Here is a 16731-nt window from a genome sequence, read left to right on the forward strand (position 1 = left end):
TTTATTATGCAACTGGGCTCACATGTTTGACCCCCGTTGAAGCAGGGGTTTAGCTCAGGGATGAGCTGCTACCCACACGGCCCCGTCTGCAAAAATCTCCTTCTTCCAGATGGGAACTGTTTCTTTCAACGTATCAATCGCATATGCGCAGGCTTCGAATGCGGCTTTCCTGTGTGCGGCGCCAACTGCAATCAAAACCGGGATTTCACCGATCTCAAGTACCCCTACCCGGTGATGTATCGCGATATGAAGGATGTCCCATTTATCCATGGCAGCCCGGGCAATTTTCTCCATTTCCTTAAGTGCCATCGGGGCATAAGACTCAAATTCAAGCCGGATAACTTCCTTGCCCTTCGTATGATTACGCACGGTTCCGGTGAATAACACTAACCCGCCTGCACTGTCATCCTTCACCAGGTCCTGGCAGGCCTGTTCCGAAAGTGGTTCTTCTTTTAGTTGTATATCGATCATTGCTTAGCCGCCGCTTACGGGTGGAATTATTACCACCTCATCCGTTTCTTTTAATTCGAAATCATCATCCTGATATTCTTCATTTACCGCAAAACGGAGACTCCGAAGCTCACTGAATGCCGGATATTCCTTCATCAGCACATCTTTCAAGTCGGAAATCTTCGAAGAAGACCCCAGTGCAATCTCCTGCGTCGTACCCTGAAGTATATCGCGTGCAATTCCGAACGCCACTACCTGTATTTTCATTTTTCCAATTCTTCTAATAATGATTTCCACGACAACCGGATACAGTCCATCCTGCCCCCGTGGTTCTTCAATTCAACCAACATCTTAATTTCCGGATCCTCCCATTCCAAATCACTTTCTCCTGATGTGGCCGAAAGAAAATCCCTGCAGAGATTACGCACTGTTTCGATGTCCTGATTCTCAATATTCTGCATCAGAATTGAAGTCGAAGCCTTGGAAAGTGCACAACCGATTCCATAAAACCCGGCATAGTTCACTTTATGCCCAATCGAATCAATGTATAAATTAAATTTATCTCCACACAGGGGATTCGAAGCCAGCATCGGATCCAAATCTGCCCTCTCCTCAAAATGATGGGGTGATTTCTGATGACACATGACCACCTCATTGTAAAGTTTCTTCAGCTCTTCAGAATTCATGCCCAAAAGTTATGCAATTTTTTTACGGCCTCCACCAGCTTTTCCCCTTCTTCCACAGTATTATAAATCGTGAAGGACGCACGTACCGTACCCGCCAGTCCGAGGGAATCAAGCAGCGGCTGGGTACAATGCATTCCAGCCCGCACCGCGATCCCCTCTGCATTCAGAAATGTCGCCGCATCATGCGGATGCACGCCTTCAAGGTCAAAAGAAATAATGGATGAAATATTGCTCGCCTGCCCGATCAAATGCAGGCCGGGAATTCCACTTAGCCCCTTACGTACTTCGACAGCAATCGCATCTGCCTTTTCCCGCAGCATGTTACGGTCAAGTCCCTGCAGGTACACTACAGCCGCTTCCATTCCAATGACACCTGCAATATTGGCTGTTCCTGCCTCAAGGTTTCCCGGAAACGACTGAAAAACAGTCGCGTTCCGGCCGACGTCCCGGATCATACCTCCTCCTACCGAATACGGACCAACCTGATCGCGGTACTTATCAGAGACATACAAAATTCCTGTTCCAAACGGCCCAAAGATCTTGTGCCCGGAAAACGCGAGAAAATCAATATGACGCTTCTCCACATCCAGCGGGTATAGGGCGGCACTTTGCGCGGCATCAATGAACACAGGGGCATTTACCGCATGCGCTAATGCAATGATCTCATCAATCGGGTGGATGGTTCCCAGAGTATTTGAAATATGCGCTACGGCGATCATACGCGTCCGCTCATCAATGAGGTTAGCAAATTCCGTCATATTCAACGCACCAGTTTCATCAATGGATGCAACACGCAATTCGGCTCCGGTCTCCAGGCATACCTGCTGCCAGGGAATAAAATTGGCATGATGTTCGGCAATATTTACTACGACATTATCCCCCTCTGATAATCGTCCAGCCAGAAATGATCTGGCAATTATGTTAACCGATTCAGTGGTGCCGCTGGTAAAACCGATGTTTTCCCCTGACCGGGCGCCGATAAAACCGGCAATGGTATGCCTTGCTCTTTCATAATGGTCGGTGGCGCGCGCCGAAAGGTCGTAGACACCCCGGTGGATGTTGGCATTACCCTTTCGATAGAATGTATCCATCGCCTTCAACACTATTTCCGGGCGCTGTGTTGTTGCAGCATTATCCAGGTAAACAAGTGCCGGATCTTGGCTGAAGATCGGAAAGTCTCCTCTGATATCGGTCTCTGTCATCCCTGTCAAATTGCTGCCTTTTCTACCATTAACAAAATTTTCACCTGAATTTAACAAATTGAAGGGCTTCTTGGTTAACTTCAATACTATGTTATACGATAACCACGGCCGTAAGATCAATTATGTTCGCCTTGCAGTTACAGATCGCTGCAACCTGAGGTGCTATTATTGCATGCCCGAAAACGGGATCGTATATATGAAACGAAAGGATCTGCTTTCGTTTGAAGAAATGGAACGCCTGATGCGGATATTCAGTGAACTGGGAATTTCCAAGCTTCGGATTACCGGTGGAGAACCGTTTGTGCGAAAAGGCATTATGGAGTTCCTTGAAAAGATGTCGGCAATCCCCAAAATTGAGCAAATTCACATCACCACCAATGGCTCGTTTACAAAGGACTATGTTCGTCAGCTAGAAAATCTGAACGTTCATTCGATCAACCTAAGCCTCGATAGCCTGGACAGGCAACGCTTTCTGGATATAACTCGCCGGGACATGTTTGATACAGTCATGGAGACATTTCATGAATTACTGAAGAGTTCCATCCGGGTAAAAATCAACATGGTGGTCATGGAGGGAAGGAATATTGATGATATCAGACCGATGCTCGAACTGACCAGGGATCACGACGTATCTGTTCGCTTTATCGAAGAAATGCCGTTTAACGGTTCCGGGGGAAACCCTACTTTCTGGCCGATGAAGAAGATCCTGGATTACGTCCGTCAGCAATATCCTGACATTGAGAAGTTGCCTGATCCGGAAGCCTCCACTTCCCAAAATTATCAGATTCCCGGATACACCGGTTCTTTCGGAATCATCGCAGCCTATACAAGAACCTTTTGCGGGACCTGCAACCGGATCCGCATTACACCCCAGGGCACACTCAAGACTTGCCTGTACGACAATGGCGGATTGAGTTTCCGCGATATTCTGCGTTCCGGTGCCAGCGATGAGGAAATCGCGCAAACTCTTATCAAAGCCATGGGACGCCGTTACAAAGATGGCTTCGAAGCCGAAAAAGACCGCGGCGCCTCCAGCCCGGTAAGTGAATCAATGGCGACTATTGGAGGATAGTACTATAGTCAGTAGTCAGTAGTCAGTAGTCAGTAGTTTGTTGGTTTTCTTAGACGGAAGAGGATTGACCGTTCCAACGATGACATTTGTGCATGATTCAAGATAAAAGTTTAGTAGGCATCAAAGCTAAGGAATTTGCTATTGCTGCGGTGAGAGTTTACAAGAATCAACTTCTTACAAAGAACGAGTTCATTATGTCAAAGCAGTTCCTTCGTAGTTCAACTTCTATCGGCGCAAATATTTCAGAAGCAACTGGTTCTTATTCACGCAAAGAGTTTAGTAATAAAATGTCTATTGCTTACAAAGAAGCACGAGAGTCATTGTATTGGCTGGATCTCTTGTACGAGACAGGTTATATAACTCAAAATGATTTTAATGAGCTGCAAGAAATTTTGGTGCAAATTAATAAAATGCTCTTCGCCATTTTACGCAGTACCCATTTCGGCAGAGCAGAAAAATCCACTACTGACTACTGACTACTGACTACTGACTACTGACCACTGACTACTGACTACTGACTACTGACTACTGACTACTGACTATAAATATAGTCTTCCCTCGTATCAATATCCCGCAACACATGATCCGTAGGCATCTCAACCTTCAACACATTTGCCTGGTTTGATTTTATGATACCGCTGCATCCTTCCATTTCCGTATGTTTCATAATTTCATCACGGTATGCAGCCGAAAAAATTACAGGATGTCCTTTCTGACCATGGAAAACAGGAACAGCAATCGCATTCGGATCGCTGGTCAATTTCTTTTTGAGTGAATCTGCCACCAGCTGGTACTCGGAGGAAGTGATGTAGGGAAGATCTCCCGGACAAATCATAAATGCTTCCGCATCGCCGGCCACAGAAATACCTGCCTGTATCGAGGTCGTCATACCTTCCATGAACCTGGCATTCTCAATAGTCTGGATTCCGAGCGAAGTGAGGTGATCAAGGGTAATATGATTTGCCACTCCAATGATTCTATCAAAACCCGCTTCCCGGAGCGTATTTACCACGTGGCCTGAGATAGTCGTCGACTGCCAGGGAAGTAAGAGTTTATTGGCACCTTCCATCCGGGATGACCGGCCTGCGGCAAGCAGGATAACCGCGATGTCAGACATGTTGCCGGTTCTTGATCCGCTCCAGTTCCTCGGGTGTATTCACGTTCGTCAGGACATCAGGATTAGGTACTTTAATCTCATTACTGTCACTGTTGATCAGCGCCTTTCTCGGGCAGCTATAGCCCTTCGCCAGAAAATGCAGCAACCTCGGGTAGGCCCTGGGCTCCCAGAGAGTGATAAGCGGTTCAGGGAAATTAGTCTCAGGATTATGAAAACAGGTGGCCACTTTACTTTCATCACGCTCATTCACCAATAACTGAATAGAAGCAAGATCGAGCAGGGGAACATCACAGGCCACGCAAAGCCAGGCTGCGTTCGGATCTTCCCTGAATGCAGATAAAATCCCGCCATACGGCCCAAGTCCGACAAAAGAATCCTTCAGCAGTGGATATGAACTCTCCACAGAATGCTCATCACGCGTTGAAATCCAGACAGAATCACAAACATTGCTCAGCATCTCCGCCACATGATCACGCTGTGGCTTTCCAAAATATTCAATGGCCCCTTTGTCGGTGCCCATCCGCAGGCTTTGTCCGCCCGCCAGCACAAGCCCCTTCACAACAGGCCGTCGAAACAAGATATATTCCTTAACGCTTCGACAGATCAATCCCACCTCATCCCGCCTTACGACTGGAATATCGTTAAAGTTTTGAACGGAATCCTTCAGGAATGACCATGGCTCCTCCACCCCTTCCGCCAGCACAAATAATATTACATTGGTCAGCCGGTCAAGCTTCCGACTAAGTGATTCTTTCTTGTCAGGATGAACCAAAACGATCTGGCTAGCCCCCGAAAAATGATTTCCGTTGATCAACACGGCATCGGTTGATTGAAAATATGCCGACATCGAAAACTCAAGGTGTTCATCCCTGAAAGCCGCAGAATGATAGTTTATCTTATCAGTGTACATTACCTCAAAGGGCAACTCCTGCGAATCGCCTGATCCATGGTCTGCATCGGCATAACCTAACCTGAAGTTACCCCTCAGATCGCGCTCAATGACACCTGCAAGTTCCTGAATGTAGCCGCAAGGAGCACCAATTAATGCCAGCTCATTCCTGTGAAACTGCCCTCCATCAGGCTTTACCAGTGCGGTGTGCTTTTTATGCTCTTTTGAAGTCACGTTTACCTCCTGTTTTCTTTAATAATTTTGTTTCCCGAATCTCAATCTCATGTGAAAATCCCTTGCACATATCGTATATGGTTAAGGCCGCCACAGAGGCTCCCGTAAGGGCTTCCATCTCTACACCGGTTCGTCCTGTAACACGTGCAGTACAGGTAATAACCACTTCCCTCCTTTCATTCACTACAATATTCACTTCACAATTATCCAGTCCGATCGGATGACACAGTGGAATCAGATCACTCGTGCGCTTGGCACCCATAATTCCCGCAAGAATCGCAGTCTGAAAAACAGGTCCTTTTTTGGTATGGATCTCATCATTCTCCAGTCGGTCCATAATGGCTTCATCCAGTACAACAATCGTCTGTGCAACAGCCGTTCTTGCAGTGACCGCTTTCTCCGAAACATCCACCATACGTGGATCCCCCTCAGCACTTAAATGTGAAAATTCCTGTTTCATAGTTGTTGGTGTTCTTCTACCAAGTTAATCAATGAATCCAACAAAAACCTCAAAGGATGGTTTAGAATGATACTATTCGGTAATTTTAATCATGGAATTTTCACGCGAAGAATGGATTCGGTACAGTCGACATTTCAAATTGCCCGGATTTGGAAGTGAGGGACAGCAGCGTCTTAAAAAATCCCGCGTCCTGGTCGTGGGAACCGGAGGGTTGGGCGCACCCCTGCTCCAGTATTTAACTGCCGCCGGAGTGGGAACAATTGGAATTGTAGATTTCGACCTGGTCGACAGCTCCAATCTTCACCGACAGGTTTTATTTACCACTGAAGACATTGGCAGACCCAAAACAATTGTCGCCCATGAACGACTTCGCAAACTCAATCCGGACATAAAATTCAATATTTACAATGAGCGGCTCACTTCCGAAAATGCCGCACGGATCATCCGGGAATACGATATTGTGGCCGATGGAACGGATAATTTCCCCACACGCTACCTGGTGAACGACGCGTGCGTCCTTCTCGATAAAACCAACGTTTACGCATCGATCTACCAGTTCGAAGGACAGGTGAGTGTATTCAATGCAGTTGGGGCTGACGGATCACGGGGTCCGAATTACCGTGACCTGTATCCCACCCCACCACCTCCGGGGATGGTTCCCAGCTGTGCAGAAGGCGGGGTTCTGGGAGTTCTGCCGGGGATCGTTGGATCGATACAGGCCTCAGAGGTCATCAAAATAGCCGCAGGAATTGGAGAAACTCTCTCGGGCCGTCTTTTTCTGCTGGATGCACTAAGCTTCACGACGCGTACACTAAAGATCAGAAAAGACTCGACAAATCCGCTGAATGGCGACCATCCAACCATCACAGCACTGATCGATTATGAGGAATTCTGTGGAATGAAAGAATCGGTCGTTGCCGGAATCTCGGTCGAGGAATTGGCCAGGTGGAAGAAGGAAGCAAAACATTTCCAGCTGATTGATGTCCGAGAACCTGATGAATACAAACTGGGCAACCTGGGAGGCCTCCTTATGCCGCTTTCAGAACTGGAGAAGCACCTGGATAATATATCTGCCGATCAGCCGGTAGTTGTCATGTGCCGAAGTGGCAAACGAAGCCAGACAGCGATTCTAAAATTGAGTTCACATGGTTATAAAAACCTCCTGAACCTCGACGGCGGAATCCTTGCATGGAAAAATGCGCTGGATCCGGATCTTTTAGTGATATGATTTATTCCGGTTTATAAAGATCCAGTGAATACCTGGTCGTCAGCCAGAATACATTGCTTTTTAAATAAGTCGACGGCAAATTGGCCGCACCAAACTGGAAGTTATAGGCCAGACCTGCCTGCCAACCGGAAGGAAATCTAATTGCAGGACCAACAACAAACCGGTTCTGATCGAAAACGTTGTATACGATTTCCTTGCCGGCATTGAGAAAAATCTCATCACCTATATTCAGGAACACAGCCGTTCCCTGTTGACCAATGGAAGATATATGGATATTGAATTGCACCTGGTATCTGAACCGCCAGTTATACTGATCCTCACCGGTGATTACATTGTTAAAAAAACGTTCCTCCAGGCGAAAACGATGGATAAAGGCCGACTGCCCCAGGGGAACCCGGTGATTGGCTTCCTGGTAAATCCGAAATTCACGAAGGGCCAATTCATTAGTATCATAGACCCCTAAAAATGCGATGCCTCCCCCTGTCTGTATACCCTTGGCCAATTTACTCAGTACTCCCAGGCGGGCGATGTATTGGGATTTCTGAGAAAGGTCATCCCGCCATCTGAATCCACCATCTACAGACAGCTGCCATTTCTTACTGATATTCAAGTGCTGATAATGCTGGATCCATTGCTGGTTTGAACGTATGACGGTTTTGTCCTGTGCTTCGGAAACTACTGAAATAAGTAAAAAGAATAAACAAGTGATTCGATTCAATTTCGCGGCGAATAATAAGTCACAAAAATAGTTTTAATTTAATGACCTCATACGTACTCGTGAAAATTACCAGATGCGTTATTTCTTTTTAATTGTTTTGGTCGCACTATTCAGCCGGTGCAGTTCTTCCTATGAGGAAAAGATCTATATAGCCACTGCCGCCAATGTACAGTTTGCGATGGAAGAACTTGCTGATCAGTTTTTCGAAGAAACAGGTATTAAGTGTGAGATAATCATTGGTTCATCGGGCAAGCTCATGGCACAGATAAGAGAGGGCGCACCTTTTCATGTTTTTGTTTCCGCAGATATGAAATATCCTCAAACCCTGTACGAGGACCAGCGCACAACCGGTCCTCCCGTAATTTATGCGCGAGGTGAACTGATCCTGTGGTCACTCGACACTGCCCAGGAATTGTCGGTTGCCGCATTAACTCAACCCCGCTTCAGAAAAATTGCGATGGCCAATCCGCGCACCGCACCTTACGGCATAGCGGCAGAACAGGTACTCAGACATTACCAATTGTTTGAGCAGGTATCGGATAAGCTCGTCTTTGGGGAAAGTATTTCACAGACCAATCAGTTTATTCTTTCCGGGACTTCGCAGGCAGGTTTCACTGCAAAATCTGTAGTTCTGTCCCCGGCAGTCAGGAATAAAGGACGTTGGATTGAAATTGATCCTGTTGCATATGCCCCCATTGAACAGGGAATTGTAGTCATCAAAACAGGTGATGCCAGTCAAAAAGCTGCCGAATCCTTCCTTGAGTTCATCCTGAGTGACAGATCACAGGCAATCTTGAAACGCTTTGGCTATATTACAGAAGAAATAAGATGAACAGAATTCAGGCAACCATTACCGAAGTGTCCAGCAGTGGGAATCTTTCCATTGTGAAGCTCGCTGTTGCCAAAATACCGTTATCAGCTGTTATCCTGGACACCATCGAAACTTCCCCGTTCGTACAAGTCGGTAATTTGGTGTCGGTACTTTTCAAGGAAACAGAAGTTACCATCGCTGACATTACTGTTGAACGAATTAGTTTGCGTAACCGATTTCCCGGTGAGATTGTGGAAATAGAAACGGGCAAATTACTCACAAGGCTTCAGTTAAAAACAGACGCCGGGATGATCAGGGCACTGATCACCACCGAATCAGCCAACGAATTACAACTTGCCCAGGGAAGTGAGGTAGTTGCAATGATAAAAACAAACGAATTGATGCTTTCAGAATGATTGAATGGGGCCCGATAATACTCACCTTTCAGCTGGCAACAGTTACAACACTGCTGCTTCTGTTAATCTCAGTTCCTTTTGCCTACTGGCTTTCAGAAACCAGGAGCAAACTTAAACCGGTCGTTGAAACACTGGTAAGCATGCCCCTGGTACTACCCCCTACAGTACTTGGCTTCTATCTGCTTGTTGCGTTCAGCCCGTCCAACGATTTTGGTGCATGGCTGGATAACACATTCGGGATCCAACTGGTCTTTTCCTTTGAAGGTCTTGTGGTCGCCTCCATTATCTACAGCCTGCCTTTTATGGTACAACCCATTCAATCCGGGCTTTCCAGCCTCCCTTCTTCACTCAGGGAAGGTTCCTATGTCATGGGCAAGTCCAGAGTCACCACACTATTCAGAATTTTGCTCCCGAATATCCGGCCGGCATTACTCACCGGAATAGTGCTTGCCTTTGCTCATACCATCGGAGAATTCGGAGTGGTTCTGATGATCGGTGGAAACATTCCTGATAAAACCCGTGTAGCATCTATTGCAATCTATGATGAAGTTGAAAGCCTGAATTACGCCGCCGCGAATACCTACTCTGTTTTTCTATTTGTGGTCTGTTTCCTGATCCTCCTGCTGGTTTACTCAATCAACAGGGGTCGGCTTAAAATCCTGAGGTCATGATAGAGATATCTGTACGCAAACCACTCTACTCCGCCGGAGATGAGTTGAAGCTTGACGTGACGATCAACCTGGAACCTGGCCAGATCATGGCCTTGTATGGACCTTCAGGAGTTGGTAAAACGTCGCTGCTTCGAATGATATCCGGACTTATGCGACCGGAAAGCGGACGAATATGCATTAACGGAAAGGTATGGTTCGACAGCAGCACCAAGCAAAATCTGAAGCCTCAGGAGCGAAATGCAGGTTTTGTATTTCAGGATTTCGCCCTTTTTCCCAACCTTACGGTCGAAGGAAATCTGATGTACGGCCTCCCGAAAAATTCCAGCCGGCAGATGGTGTATGATCTCCTGGAACGATTTGAATTACAGAAATTAAAAGACCGAAAACCGGAACTTCTATCCGGCGGCCAGAAACAACGTGTTGCCCTTGCCAGAACATTGGTTCAGCAACCGGAATTACTATTGCTGGATGAACCTTTATCGGCCCTCGATCCTTCCATGCGCCGCAGCCTTCAGGATTATATCCGTCAGATCAATAGCGAACAGCAATGCACCATCATTCTTGTAAGCCATGATATCTCAGAAATATTCAGGACCGCCCATAAGGTTCTCGTACTTGATAACGGTAAGGCAGACCGGTATGGTGCACCTCATGATGTTTTTGCCCGCAAACAGATAAGCGGCAAGTTCCGCTTCACGGGGGAGATCCTTGGTATCAGGAAGGAGGACGTTATCTATGTTGCCGAAGTCCTTATCGGTACAGACATCATCAAAGTCGTACTTGATCCTTCGGAAATCACAAACTTGTCGGTTGGCGATAAAGTGATGGTAGCCTCCAAAGCATTCAATCCCATTATCCAGAAACTCAGCTAGTCCATCAGGGTGCTTTCAAGTTCCTCAAGCGACTTACCCTTCGTTTCCGGCATGAAACGGATCACAAAAATTAACTGGAGTATCATCATGATGGTAAAAAACAGGAAGATCGGCCCGCCGCCAAATGCACTGGCCAGTCCGGGAAATATGTTGGCCACGATTGCCGCCATGATCCAGTGCGTGAAACTGCCCAGTGACTGACCCTGCGCACGCACCTCGTTTGGAAATATTTCGGAAATAAAAACCCAGATCACCGCTCCCTGCGACATAGCAAAGAATGCGATATAGGTGAAAAGGAAAAGCGGTACTCCTGTAAAAGATTCCAGGTAAAATGACCTGGCAACGAGTCCAAGCATCAATATCAGTCCAAGTGACCCAATCAGCATAAGCCTTTTCCGTCCGGTGCGGTCGATGAGCACGATGCCCAGCATGGTGAAAATCAGGTTTGTAATACCGATTCCCGTTGTTGACAATAAGGCAGATCCCGTTTCGAGTCCGGCCATTTCAAAAATTCGTGGTGCATAATAGATGATCGCATTGATCCCTGCCATTTGATTGAAGAATGCAAAAGCGATCGCCAGCATGATTGGTATCTTATAGCGGGAGGAAAAAAATACGGGCTTCGCTTTCGAAATATTTTCCTCATGGTTTCGAATGATCGCTCGCATCGATTCCGTAACATGCTCGGGGTCAAGCTTCTGAAGAATTTCCATCGCCTTCTCCCTGGCATTTTTCCTGATAATTAACCAGCGCGGACTTTTTGGAACGAAGGTTACCATGATACAGTAAATAAGTGCAGGAACCGCTTCTACTCCAAGCATCGATCGCCATGCCTGATCCCCGATGTCACTCAACAAATAATTCGATACATATGCAATCACGATACCTAGCACAATATTGAACTGGAACAACGCCACGAGGGTTCCGCGTGACTTTGCAGGGGATATTTCTGAAATATACATGGGAGCAGCAACCGATGATGCTCCCACTCCAACACCTCCAATGAACCTAAAAATCATGAAGGTAATTTCATCCGGTGCCAGTGCAGAACCAATGGCCGAAACCAGATAGAGAATGCCCACCCAGAAAAGAGTTTGCTTTCTGCCGATCGCATTGGCCGGAATACCACCAAAAAGGGCCCCCAGAACTGTCCCGTAAAGAGCAATCGCCACCGCCAGGCCGTGCTCGAGATCTGTCAATTGCCACAACCGTTGTATTTCCTGTTCGGCACCCGAGATCACTGCCGTATCGAAACCGAAAAGAAAACCGCCCAACGCGGCCACAATCGCACTCAGAAAAACATATCGATTAAAATTCATATCGGATCAGACTGATGGAACAACAGGACATCGCAGTTTAGCACATTTTTTTGAAATTCAATAACGAAGTTGAAATCACCTCTGGATACATGCCAGGTGAACTTCAGGAGTCACCGACATTAAAATAATCTTGACACGAGGCGGCCAAGCGCCGAGATAAAGGGTCCGGATCTGAAAGATGTAATGACTTTCAGGTCATCGGAAAGACTTGTTTCCTCATCCAGAAATCTGAAAATTCTTTCCGGTGGATTTTTGCTATACATATCATTGAAGATTTCCTCTCCAAGTTCATTTCTGTGATACAGGACTTCCAGAAATACTCCGTCATAAAACCTGAACTTATTCGATCCTATTCCTGCTGCCGGATTTCGCCCGTTTTTCAGGTTTGAAATAATATGCACAACATTTCTCCCCGAATTCTTGAATGAATAACCCGACGAAGGTTTTACCCAGCCTCCTCCTGTTCCGATGCGAATATGGCTGGGTGTATTCAGTCGGTGGAAGGGGTAATCCGACATAGGGATGATTCCCTGTTCCAGTTCAGTGATCTTGTAATTTGATAAATTCAGACATTCCGCAATATACTGTTTAAGCATTTGCTCATATTGATTTTCAGCAAGCAGGGCTGGTGAAAAGAGTGTAAATTCAACCAGCGCCCTGGTTTTTGAAAACGGCAAAATATAGGTAAAGCTGGTTGAGTCCGGCCATTTTACCCTGAAATCCATCATCGTGAAAGTCTCCGGATCGAATACTTCCTCCTCAGTCTCAATGACCCATCCGGTGAAATGCTGCAAAAGGCGGATATAGCTGTCAGACTCTTTGTAAAAATCGGGGTGAACCCGGCTATCGAAAACGATATGTGCCTGGTAGGTTTGCTCGCCCTCAATTTTCATCGGCTGTGCGCCGGAGATCATATGCACCTCATCCTGAACCCAGGTAAAGGCGGGATTGTCCTGAAGAACAGACTTCGTGTGGGCATAGAAGTCTGAAGCCCGCAACATTTTATAGGAATACGATGAAAGGTCCAGGTTCCGGCAACTGTCGTCGGTATTAAAAGCTGCCTTTTCCCAGGATCGGTGGATTATATCATCCCATCGCCCGCGTCCCTTTTCCCAGAAACACCAGGTCCGGTCATTCGCTACCTTCGGGTCCTTTTCAATGATCAGGATTTGTTTTTCAGAAAAAAACGGATCATCTGCTATTGCCATTGCCAGCTGAAGCCCGGCAGCTCCCGCTCCTACTATAGCAAAATCATACGTTTTTTCAGACATATACAGCAGGAAAAACTATTGGATGGTGTAAAGATGTAAACAAAATGCGAAAATGGCGTATTAATTTGTGATCCATCAACTAATCAACCTTTCTGTGGAGCACCAGTTTGAGATGCTGCATATCATAGGTGGGTAAACCATCAAGTATCAGCCAGTTTTCACTAAGTGACATTTGCCACGTACTCATGTACGGTTCAATACTCCTGTCGCCATGCATATCTGTGATTTCAGGCTGCCATAGTTTCATCACATTGGATTGAATATTCCATTTGCCCGTCATTGGACCACTCTCGGCATTGAGCAATGCACTGTAAGTGCCGTCGCCTTTAAAAACGATATGTGCCCCGTCTGAGATCTGTTGCTGCAGTCCACTGGAGTAGACTTCTTCAAGAATCCAGTATCCTTCAAGTTCCTTCTTTTCCTTTACCTGGGTAGCGCATCCTGTAATTAAACCTCCAATCAGTCCCAATAGAAAAAAAACCCTCATAGATTAACTCTCAACTTTTTTAACTGCATCTAAAAATATCTGCATTTCATCCTTCGTTCCAAGGCTCACCCGGCAATACGGACTACCAGCTATTTGCAACGTTCGAATCTGCACGCCTTCATTCTCCATGTTTTTCAGGAAAGCAGATCCTCCGCTGCGTATCGGGAATATCATAAAGCTTGTATACGATCGTACCGGATCATATCCAAGGGATTTAAGTCCGCTAAAAGTGAAATCCCTGATCTCATTATGTATGCTTCTGCATCGCTCCACATACTCCACATCCTTCAGGCTTGCACGGGCTGCCGCAATGGATGTATTTGAAATCCCCATACCTGTAAAGGAAAGACGGGCAATTATTTCAAGAGTTTCGGGCTGTCCAACAATATACCCGATCCGCAGTCCGGCCATGCCATGAATTTTAGAGAACGTTCGGGCTACGATCACATTGTTGCCCTTTTTTACCAGTGAAACAGTCGTCTTTCCGGTGCCCGGCTCGAGGAATTCCATATAGGCTTCATCTACGAATACCGGTACTTTTGAAGACGTACGCTCACAAAAGGCCAGCAGGTCGTCTGCATCTGTGAGAGTTCCCGTTGGGTTATTGGGATTGCAAACATAAACCATCTTTGTATTGGCATCTACCGCCTTCTCCATTGCACTCAGATCATGTGACCAGTCCCGTCGCAACGGAATGTTTTTCCATTCGGCTCCAACCGCCTCTGCAACCCGAATGAGGGTCATAAAAGTAGGGTCGGCCGATACGAGATTACCCCCATTCATGAAGAACGCCATGCCGCATTTCTCCAGAAAATCCGTGGAACCCGGACCGATCAGGATATGATCTGAAGAAACACCTTCATGTGCCGCAAGTTCCTCCTTCAGAGACTGAATCGCCTGCCATCCGTATAAATTCCCGTGTTCCATTTGAGAACTAAGCGCCTTTAATGCATTAGGTGAGGGCCCGAATTTATTCTCATTCGAATTCAGACGAGCCCGAACCTCAGCGACAGATCGGTTGGCGGGCAGTACAAATTCCTTGTAGAGTGGTGAATAGTCCAGACGACCCCGTTTGAGGGCACGTACGGGCGGAATTTCACTATGAGAAAAGAGTGGCATGAATGCGACACTGCCTGCTGTAAGAAGTCCGCTCCTAAGAAGCTGCCTGCGGTTGATTGATGTTTTCATAATTGAGAGGGTTGAGCACGGAAGTTACAGAAATTTTTTAATTTGTGCGAAAGACGATGATCAGCGCAAAAGATATTAAAATCAGGAACTACCTGAAGCCCGGCGATATTGGTTATGTGATCTATCTTCATGGTAAAATCTATGGAGAAGAGTACGGTTATGGCCTGGGGTTCGAAGGATATGTGGCCGAATCGATGGCGGAATTCTGCAAACAATTTGATCCGGAAAAGGGTGGCATCTGGGTTTGTGAACACGGTAATCGCATCATCGGCTTTTTATCCCTTGTTAACCGCGAAGAAAAAGCCCAGCTTCGTTACTTTCTCCTGGAAAAGGAATACCGTGGACTCGGACTTGGCAACAAACTCATGGATGCATTCATGGAGTTGATGAAGGAAAAAAATTATCAGCAGGCATACCTGCTAACCTCAGATGACTTGCCCGCAGCTGCTTCATTATATATGAAGCGGGGATTTACTCTTACTGAAGAAGAACCCAGCGAACTATTCGGTAAAAAGATTATGTTACAGCGATATGAACTGGATTTACGTACTAAATAATGGCATCATGATCGGTAAAAATGGCTTTTTTTTACTCCTCCTGCTCCTTGTCTCCTGCAATACCGCAACTGTTCAGGAGATACAAACAATCAGTACAACAGAAATGGTTAAACTGATGGAAAATGAAAAGGATCTTGTGATCTTAGATGTGCGAACCCCCGCCGAAACAGCTCAGGGCATTATTCCGGGAGCGATTCAGATCGACTGGCAGGACCCTGGGTTCAATGATAAAATAAAATCGCTTGATACAGATAAACCCGTAATTGTCTACTGTGCAAGCGGAATGCGAAGCGCACAGGCTGCCCGCGCGCTTCATTCCGCGAAGTTCAGTAAGGTATATGACTATTCAGACGGATATTATGGGTGGATTCAGGCCAGGCAATAAGCATGGCTCACCACGAACTCGGAATTACCGACTGATCAGATGTAGTTATTCTTTCTTGTTTTTTCCAAGCTGAAATAACAGACCGATTCCCAGGGTATTGAAGCTGGTATTTGAAGATCCTTCTCCACCGCCATCTGCTGAAATTGAATGATAGAACAGGTTTACTTCAACCGCGTTTCCAAAATCAATTCCACCAACCAGACGCCAGTAGAAACCACCGTCAATGCCGTTGCTAACCCCAAACCCATATCCAAAGTCAGGACCGAAGGTAATGAACTTCAATATGGTTATTCGTACCGCACCTGCAATCGGGATAAAGCTGGCATTGTCAATATCCACATCCTGTCCAAGAATGTCCACTGTTGATCCGAAGTAATTGATGTAACCGGTCGCCACACCAAATTTTAAAAACCCGTCAGGATTATGACCGAACATATAGTATAAATCCGCGCCAAGGGTGAAGGAATAAAATTCCGACAAATCACCTACAGGTACGCCGAAGTGACCACCAAATTTTATCTGGGCATTTGCTGTGGCCGACATCGCACATATAATGGCAATAATTAGAAGCTTTTTCATTGTTTTGCTCTTTTAACTCTGTTTACAGTAAGTTACGAAAGAAATCTTAATTAAAATCACGTCTGGTGATTAGTTAAATCATCTTTTGAATAAGCGCAAAACAAAAAAACCCCGTCAGA

Annotated in this window: 22 protein-coding genes; 9 read left to right on the forward strand and 13 right to left on the reverse strand. The window is 46.3% G+C overall.

Annotated elements, in window-relative coordinates:
- Positions 1 to 54: 54 nt before the first annotated feature.
- The 4 genes from LDX50_RS01335 to LDX50_RS01350 are packed head-to-tail and all read right to left on the reverse strand — an operon-like array spanning position 55 to position 2338.
- A complete protein-coding gene (locus tag LDX50_RS01335; RefSeq protein ID WP_225696599.1) occupies positions 55 to 471 on the reverse strand; it encodes a molybdenum cofactor biosynthesis protein MoaE in 417 nt (138 codons plus the stop codon).
- Between the two features lie 3 nt (positions 472 to 474).
- On the reverse strand, positions 475 to 717 hold the full coding sequence (locus tag LDX50_RS01340) for a MoaD/ThiS family protein (protein ID WP_225696600.1): 243 nt from the start codon (positions 715 to 717) through the stop codon (positions 475 to 477).
- Positions 714 to 1136 (reverse strand): iron-sulfur cluster assembly scaffold protein, encoded by a 423-nt coding sequence (locus tag LDX50_RS01345; RefSeq protein ID WP_225696601.1) that lies wholly within the window; start codon positions 1134 to 1136, stop codon positions 714 to 716. Before LDX50_RS01345 ends, LDX50_RS01340 begins: the two co-directional genes overlap by 4 nt.
- Positions 1133 to 2338: an aminotransferase class V-fold PLP-dependent enzyme gene (locus LDX50_RS01350; RefSeq protein ID WP_225696602.1), complete on the reverse strand. Its 1206-nt coding sequence runs from the start codon at positions 2336 to 2338 to the stop codon at positions 1133 to 1135. Before LDX50_RS01350 ends, LDX50_RS01345 begins: the two co-directional genes overlap by 4 nt.
- Before the next feature lie 88 nt (positions 2339 to 2426).
- Between LDX50_RS01350 and moaA the strand changes: the two genes are divergently transcribed.
- Together moaA and LDX50_RS01360 are read left to right on the forward strand one after the other, a co-directional pair.
- The gene (moaA, locus tag LDX50_RS01355) at positions 2427 to 3410 is read left to right on the forward strand and encodes a GTP 3',8-cyclase MoaA (protein WP_225696603.1); all 984 of its coding nucleotides are present in this window, start codon (positions 2427 to 2429) and stop codon (positions 3408 to 3410) included.
- Positions 3411 to 3502: 92 nt separating this feature from the next.
- Entirely contained in the window at positions 3503 to 3886 is a 384-nt protein-coding gene (locus LDX50_RS01360) for a four helix bundle protein (RefSeq protein WP_225696604.1), read from the forward strand.
- A gap of 56 nt (positions 3887 to 3942) precedes the next feature.
- Here the strand turns inward: LDX50_RS01360 and LDX50_RS01365 are convergent, their stop codons facing one another.
- From LDX50_RS01365 to moaC, 3 genes are read right to left on the reverse strand one after another with little or no spacing between them, the layout of a single operon-like run.
- Positions 3943 to 4527 carry a nucleotidyltransferase family protein gene (locus LDX50_RS01365; protein WP_225696605.1) on the reverse strand — a complete coding sequence of 195 codons (585 nt, stop codon included), beginning with the start codon at positions 4525 to 4527 and terminating at the stop codon, positions 3943 to 3945.
- Positions 4520 to 5650 carry an NTP transferase domain-containing protein gene (locus tag LDX50_RS01370; RefSeq protein WP_225696606.1) on the reverse strand — a complete coding sequence of 377 codons (1131 nt, stop codon included), beginning with the start codon at positions 5648 to 5650 and terminating at the stop codon, positions 4520 to 4522. The genes LDX50_RS01365 and LDX50_RS01370 overlap by 8 nt, the downstream gene beginning before the upstream one ends.
- Entirely contained in the window at positions 5631 to 6110 is a 480-nt protein-coding gene (moaC, locus tag LDX50_RS01375) for a cyclic pyranopterin monophosphate synthase MoaC (RefSeq protein ID WP_225696607.1), read from the reverse strand. The genes LDX50_RS01370 and moaC overlap by 20 nt, the downstream gene beginning before the upstream one ends.
- Before the next feature lie 91 nt (positions 6111 to 6201).
- Here moaC and moeB point away from each other — a divergent pair, with 91 nt between their 5' ends.
- A complete protein-coding gene (gene moeB, locus LDX50_RS01380) occupies positions 6202 to 7338 on the forward strand; it encodes a molybdopterin-synthase adenylyltransferase MoeB (RefSeq protein ID WP_225696608.1) in 1137 nt (378 codons plus the stop codon).
- Position 7339: 1 nt separating this feature from the next.
- On the opposite strand, the gene LDX50_RS01385 is transcribed toward moeB, so the two are convergent.
- A complete protein-coding gene (locus LDX50_RS01385) occupies positions 7340 to 8056 on the reverse strand; it encodes a DUF2490 domain-containing protein (RefSeq protein WP_225696609.1) in 717 nt (238 codons plus the stop codon).
- A gap of 73 nt (positions 8057 to 8129) precedes the next feature.
- On the opposite strand from LDX50_RS01385, the gene modA reads away from it, so the two are divergent.
- From modA to LDX50_RS01405, 4 genes are read left to right on the forward strand one after another with little or no spacing between them, the layout of a single operon-like run.
- Positions 8130 to 8888 carry a molybdate ABC transporter substrate-binding protein gene (modA, locus tag LDX50_RS01390; protein WP_225696610.1) on the forward strand — a complete coding sequence of 253 codons (759 nt, stop codon included), beginning with the start codon at positions 8130 to 8132 and terminating at the stop codon, positions 8886 to 8888.
- Complete coding sequence (locus LDX50_RS01395) at positions 8885 to 9283, forward strand: TOBE domain-containing protein (RefSeq protein ID WP_225696611.1); 399 nt, start codon at positions 8885 to 8887, stop codon at positions 9281 to 9283. Before modA ends, LDX50_RS01395 begins: the two co-directional genes overlap by 4 nt.
- A complete protein-coding gene (gene modB / locus LDX50_RS01400) occupies positions 9280 to 9954 on the forward strand; it encodes a molybdate ABC transporter permease subunit (RefSeq protein ID WP_225696612.1) in 675 nt (224 codons plus the stop codon). The genes LDX50_RS01395 and modB overlap by 4 nt, the downstream gene beginning before the upstream one ends.
- Positions 9951 to 10826, forward strand: a complete 876-nt coding sequence (locus tag LDX50_RS01405) for an ATP-binding cassette domain-containing protein (RefSeq protein WP_225696613.1) — start codon at positions 9951 to 9953, stop codon at positions 10824 to 10826. The genes modB and LDX50_RS01405 overlap by 4 nt, the downstream gene beginning before the upstream one ends.
- On the opposite strand, the gene LDX50_RS01410 is transcribed toward LDX50_RS01405, so the two are convergent.
- From LDX50_RS01410 to LDX50_RS01425, 4 genes are all read right to left on the reverse strand, one after another.
- Entirely contained in the window at positions 10823 to 12145 is a 1323-nt protein-coding gene (locus LDX50_RS01410; RefSeq protein ID WP_225696614.1) for a sugar porter family MFS transporter, read from the reverse strand. The two genes, LDX50_RS01405 and LDX50_RS01410, sit on opposite strands and share 4 nt — an antisense overlap.
- Before the next feature lie 119 nt (positions 12146 to 12264).
- Positions 12265 to 13416: a lycopene cyclase family protein gene (locus tag LDX50_RS01415; RefSeq protein ID WP_225696615.1), complete on the reverse strand. Its 1152-nt coding sequence runs from the start codon at positions 13414 to 13416 to the stop codon at positions 12265 to 12267.
- Positions 13417 to 13495: 79 nt separating this feature from the next.
- Positions 13496 to 13903, reverse strand: a complete 408-nt coding sequence (locus LDX50_RS01420; protein WP_225696616.1) for a hypothetical protein — start codon at positions 13901 to 13903, stop codon at positions 13496 to 13498.
- A gap of 3 nt (positions 13904 to 13906) precedes the next feature.
- Entirely contained in the window at positions 13907 to 15091 is a 1185-nt protein-coding gene (locus tag LDX50_RS01425; RefSeq protein WP_225696617.1) for a pyridoxal phosphate-dependent aminotransferase, read from the reverse strand.
- A 44-nt stretch (positions 15092 to 15135) separates the two neighbouring features.
- Here LDX50_RS01425 and LDX50_RS01430 point away from each other — a divergent pair, with 44 nt between their 5' ends.
- Both LDX50_RS01430 and LDX50_RS01435 read left to right on the forward strand, forming a co-directional pair.
- Positions 15136 to 15648, forward strand: coding sequence for a GNAT family N-acetyltransferase (locus LDX50_RS01430; RefSeq protein WP_225696618.1), 513 nt, complete (start codon positions 15136 to 15138; stop codon positions 15646 to 15648).
- Positions 15649 to 15655: 7 nt separating this feature from the next.
- Complete coding sequence (locus LDX50_RS01435; protein ID WP_225696619.1) at positions 15656 to 16033, forward strand: rhodanese-like domain-containing protein; 378 nt, start codon at positions 15656 to 15658, stop codon at positions 16031 to 16033.
- Positions 16034 to 16078: 45 nt separating this feature from the next.
- On the opposite strand, the gene LDX50_RS01440 is transcribed toward LDX50_RS01435, so the two are convergent.
- Positions 16079 to 16612, reverse strand: coding sequence for a hypothetical protein (locus LDX50_RS01440; RefSeq protein ID WP_225696620.1), 534 nt, complete (start codon positions 16610 to 16612; stop codon positions 16079 to 16081).
- Positions 16613 to 16731: the final 119 nt, after the last annotated feature.

It is taken from the genome of Fulvivirga sedimenti, from assembly GCF_020328055.1.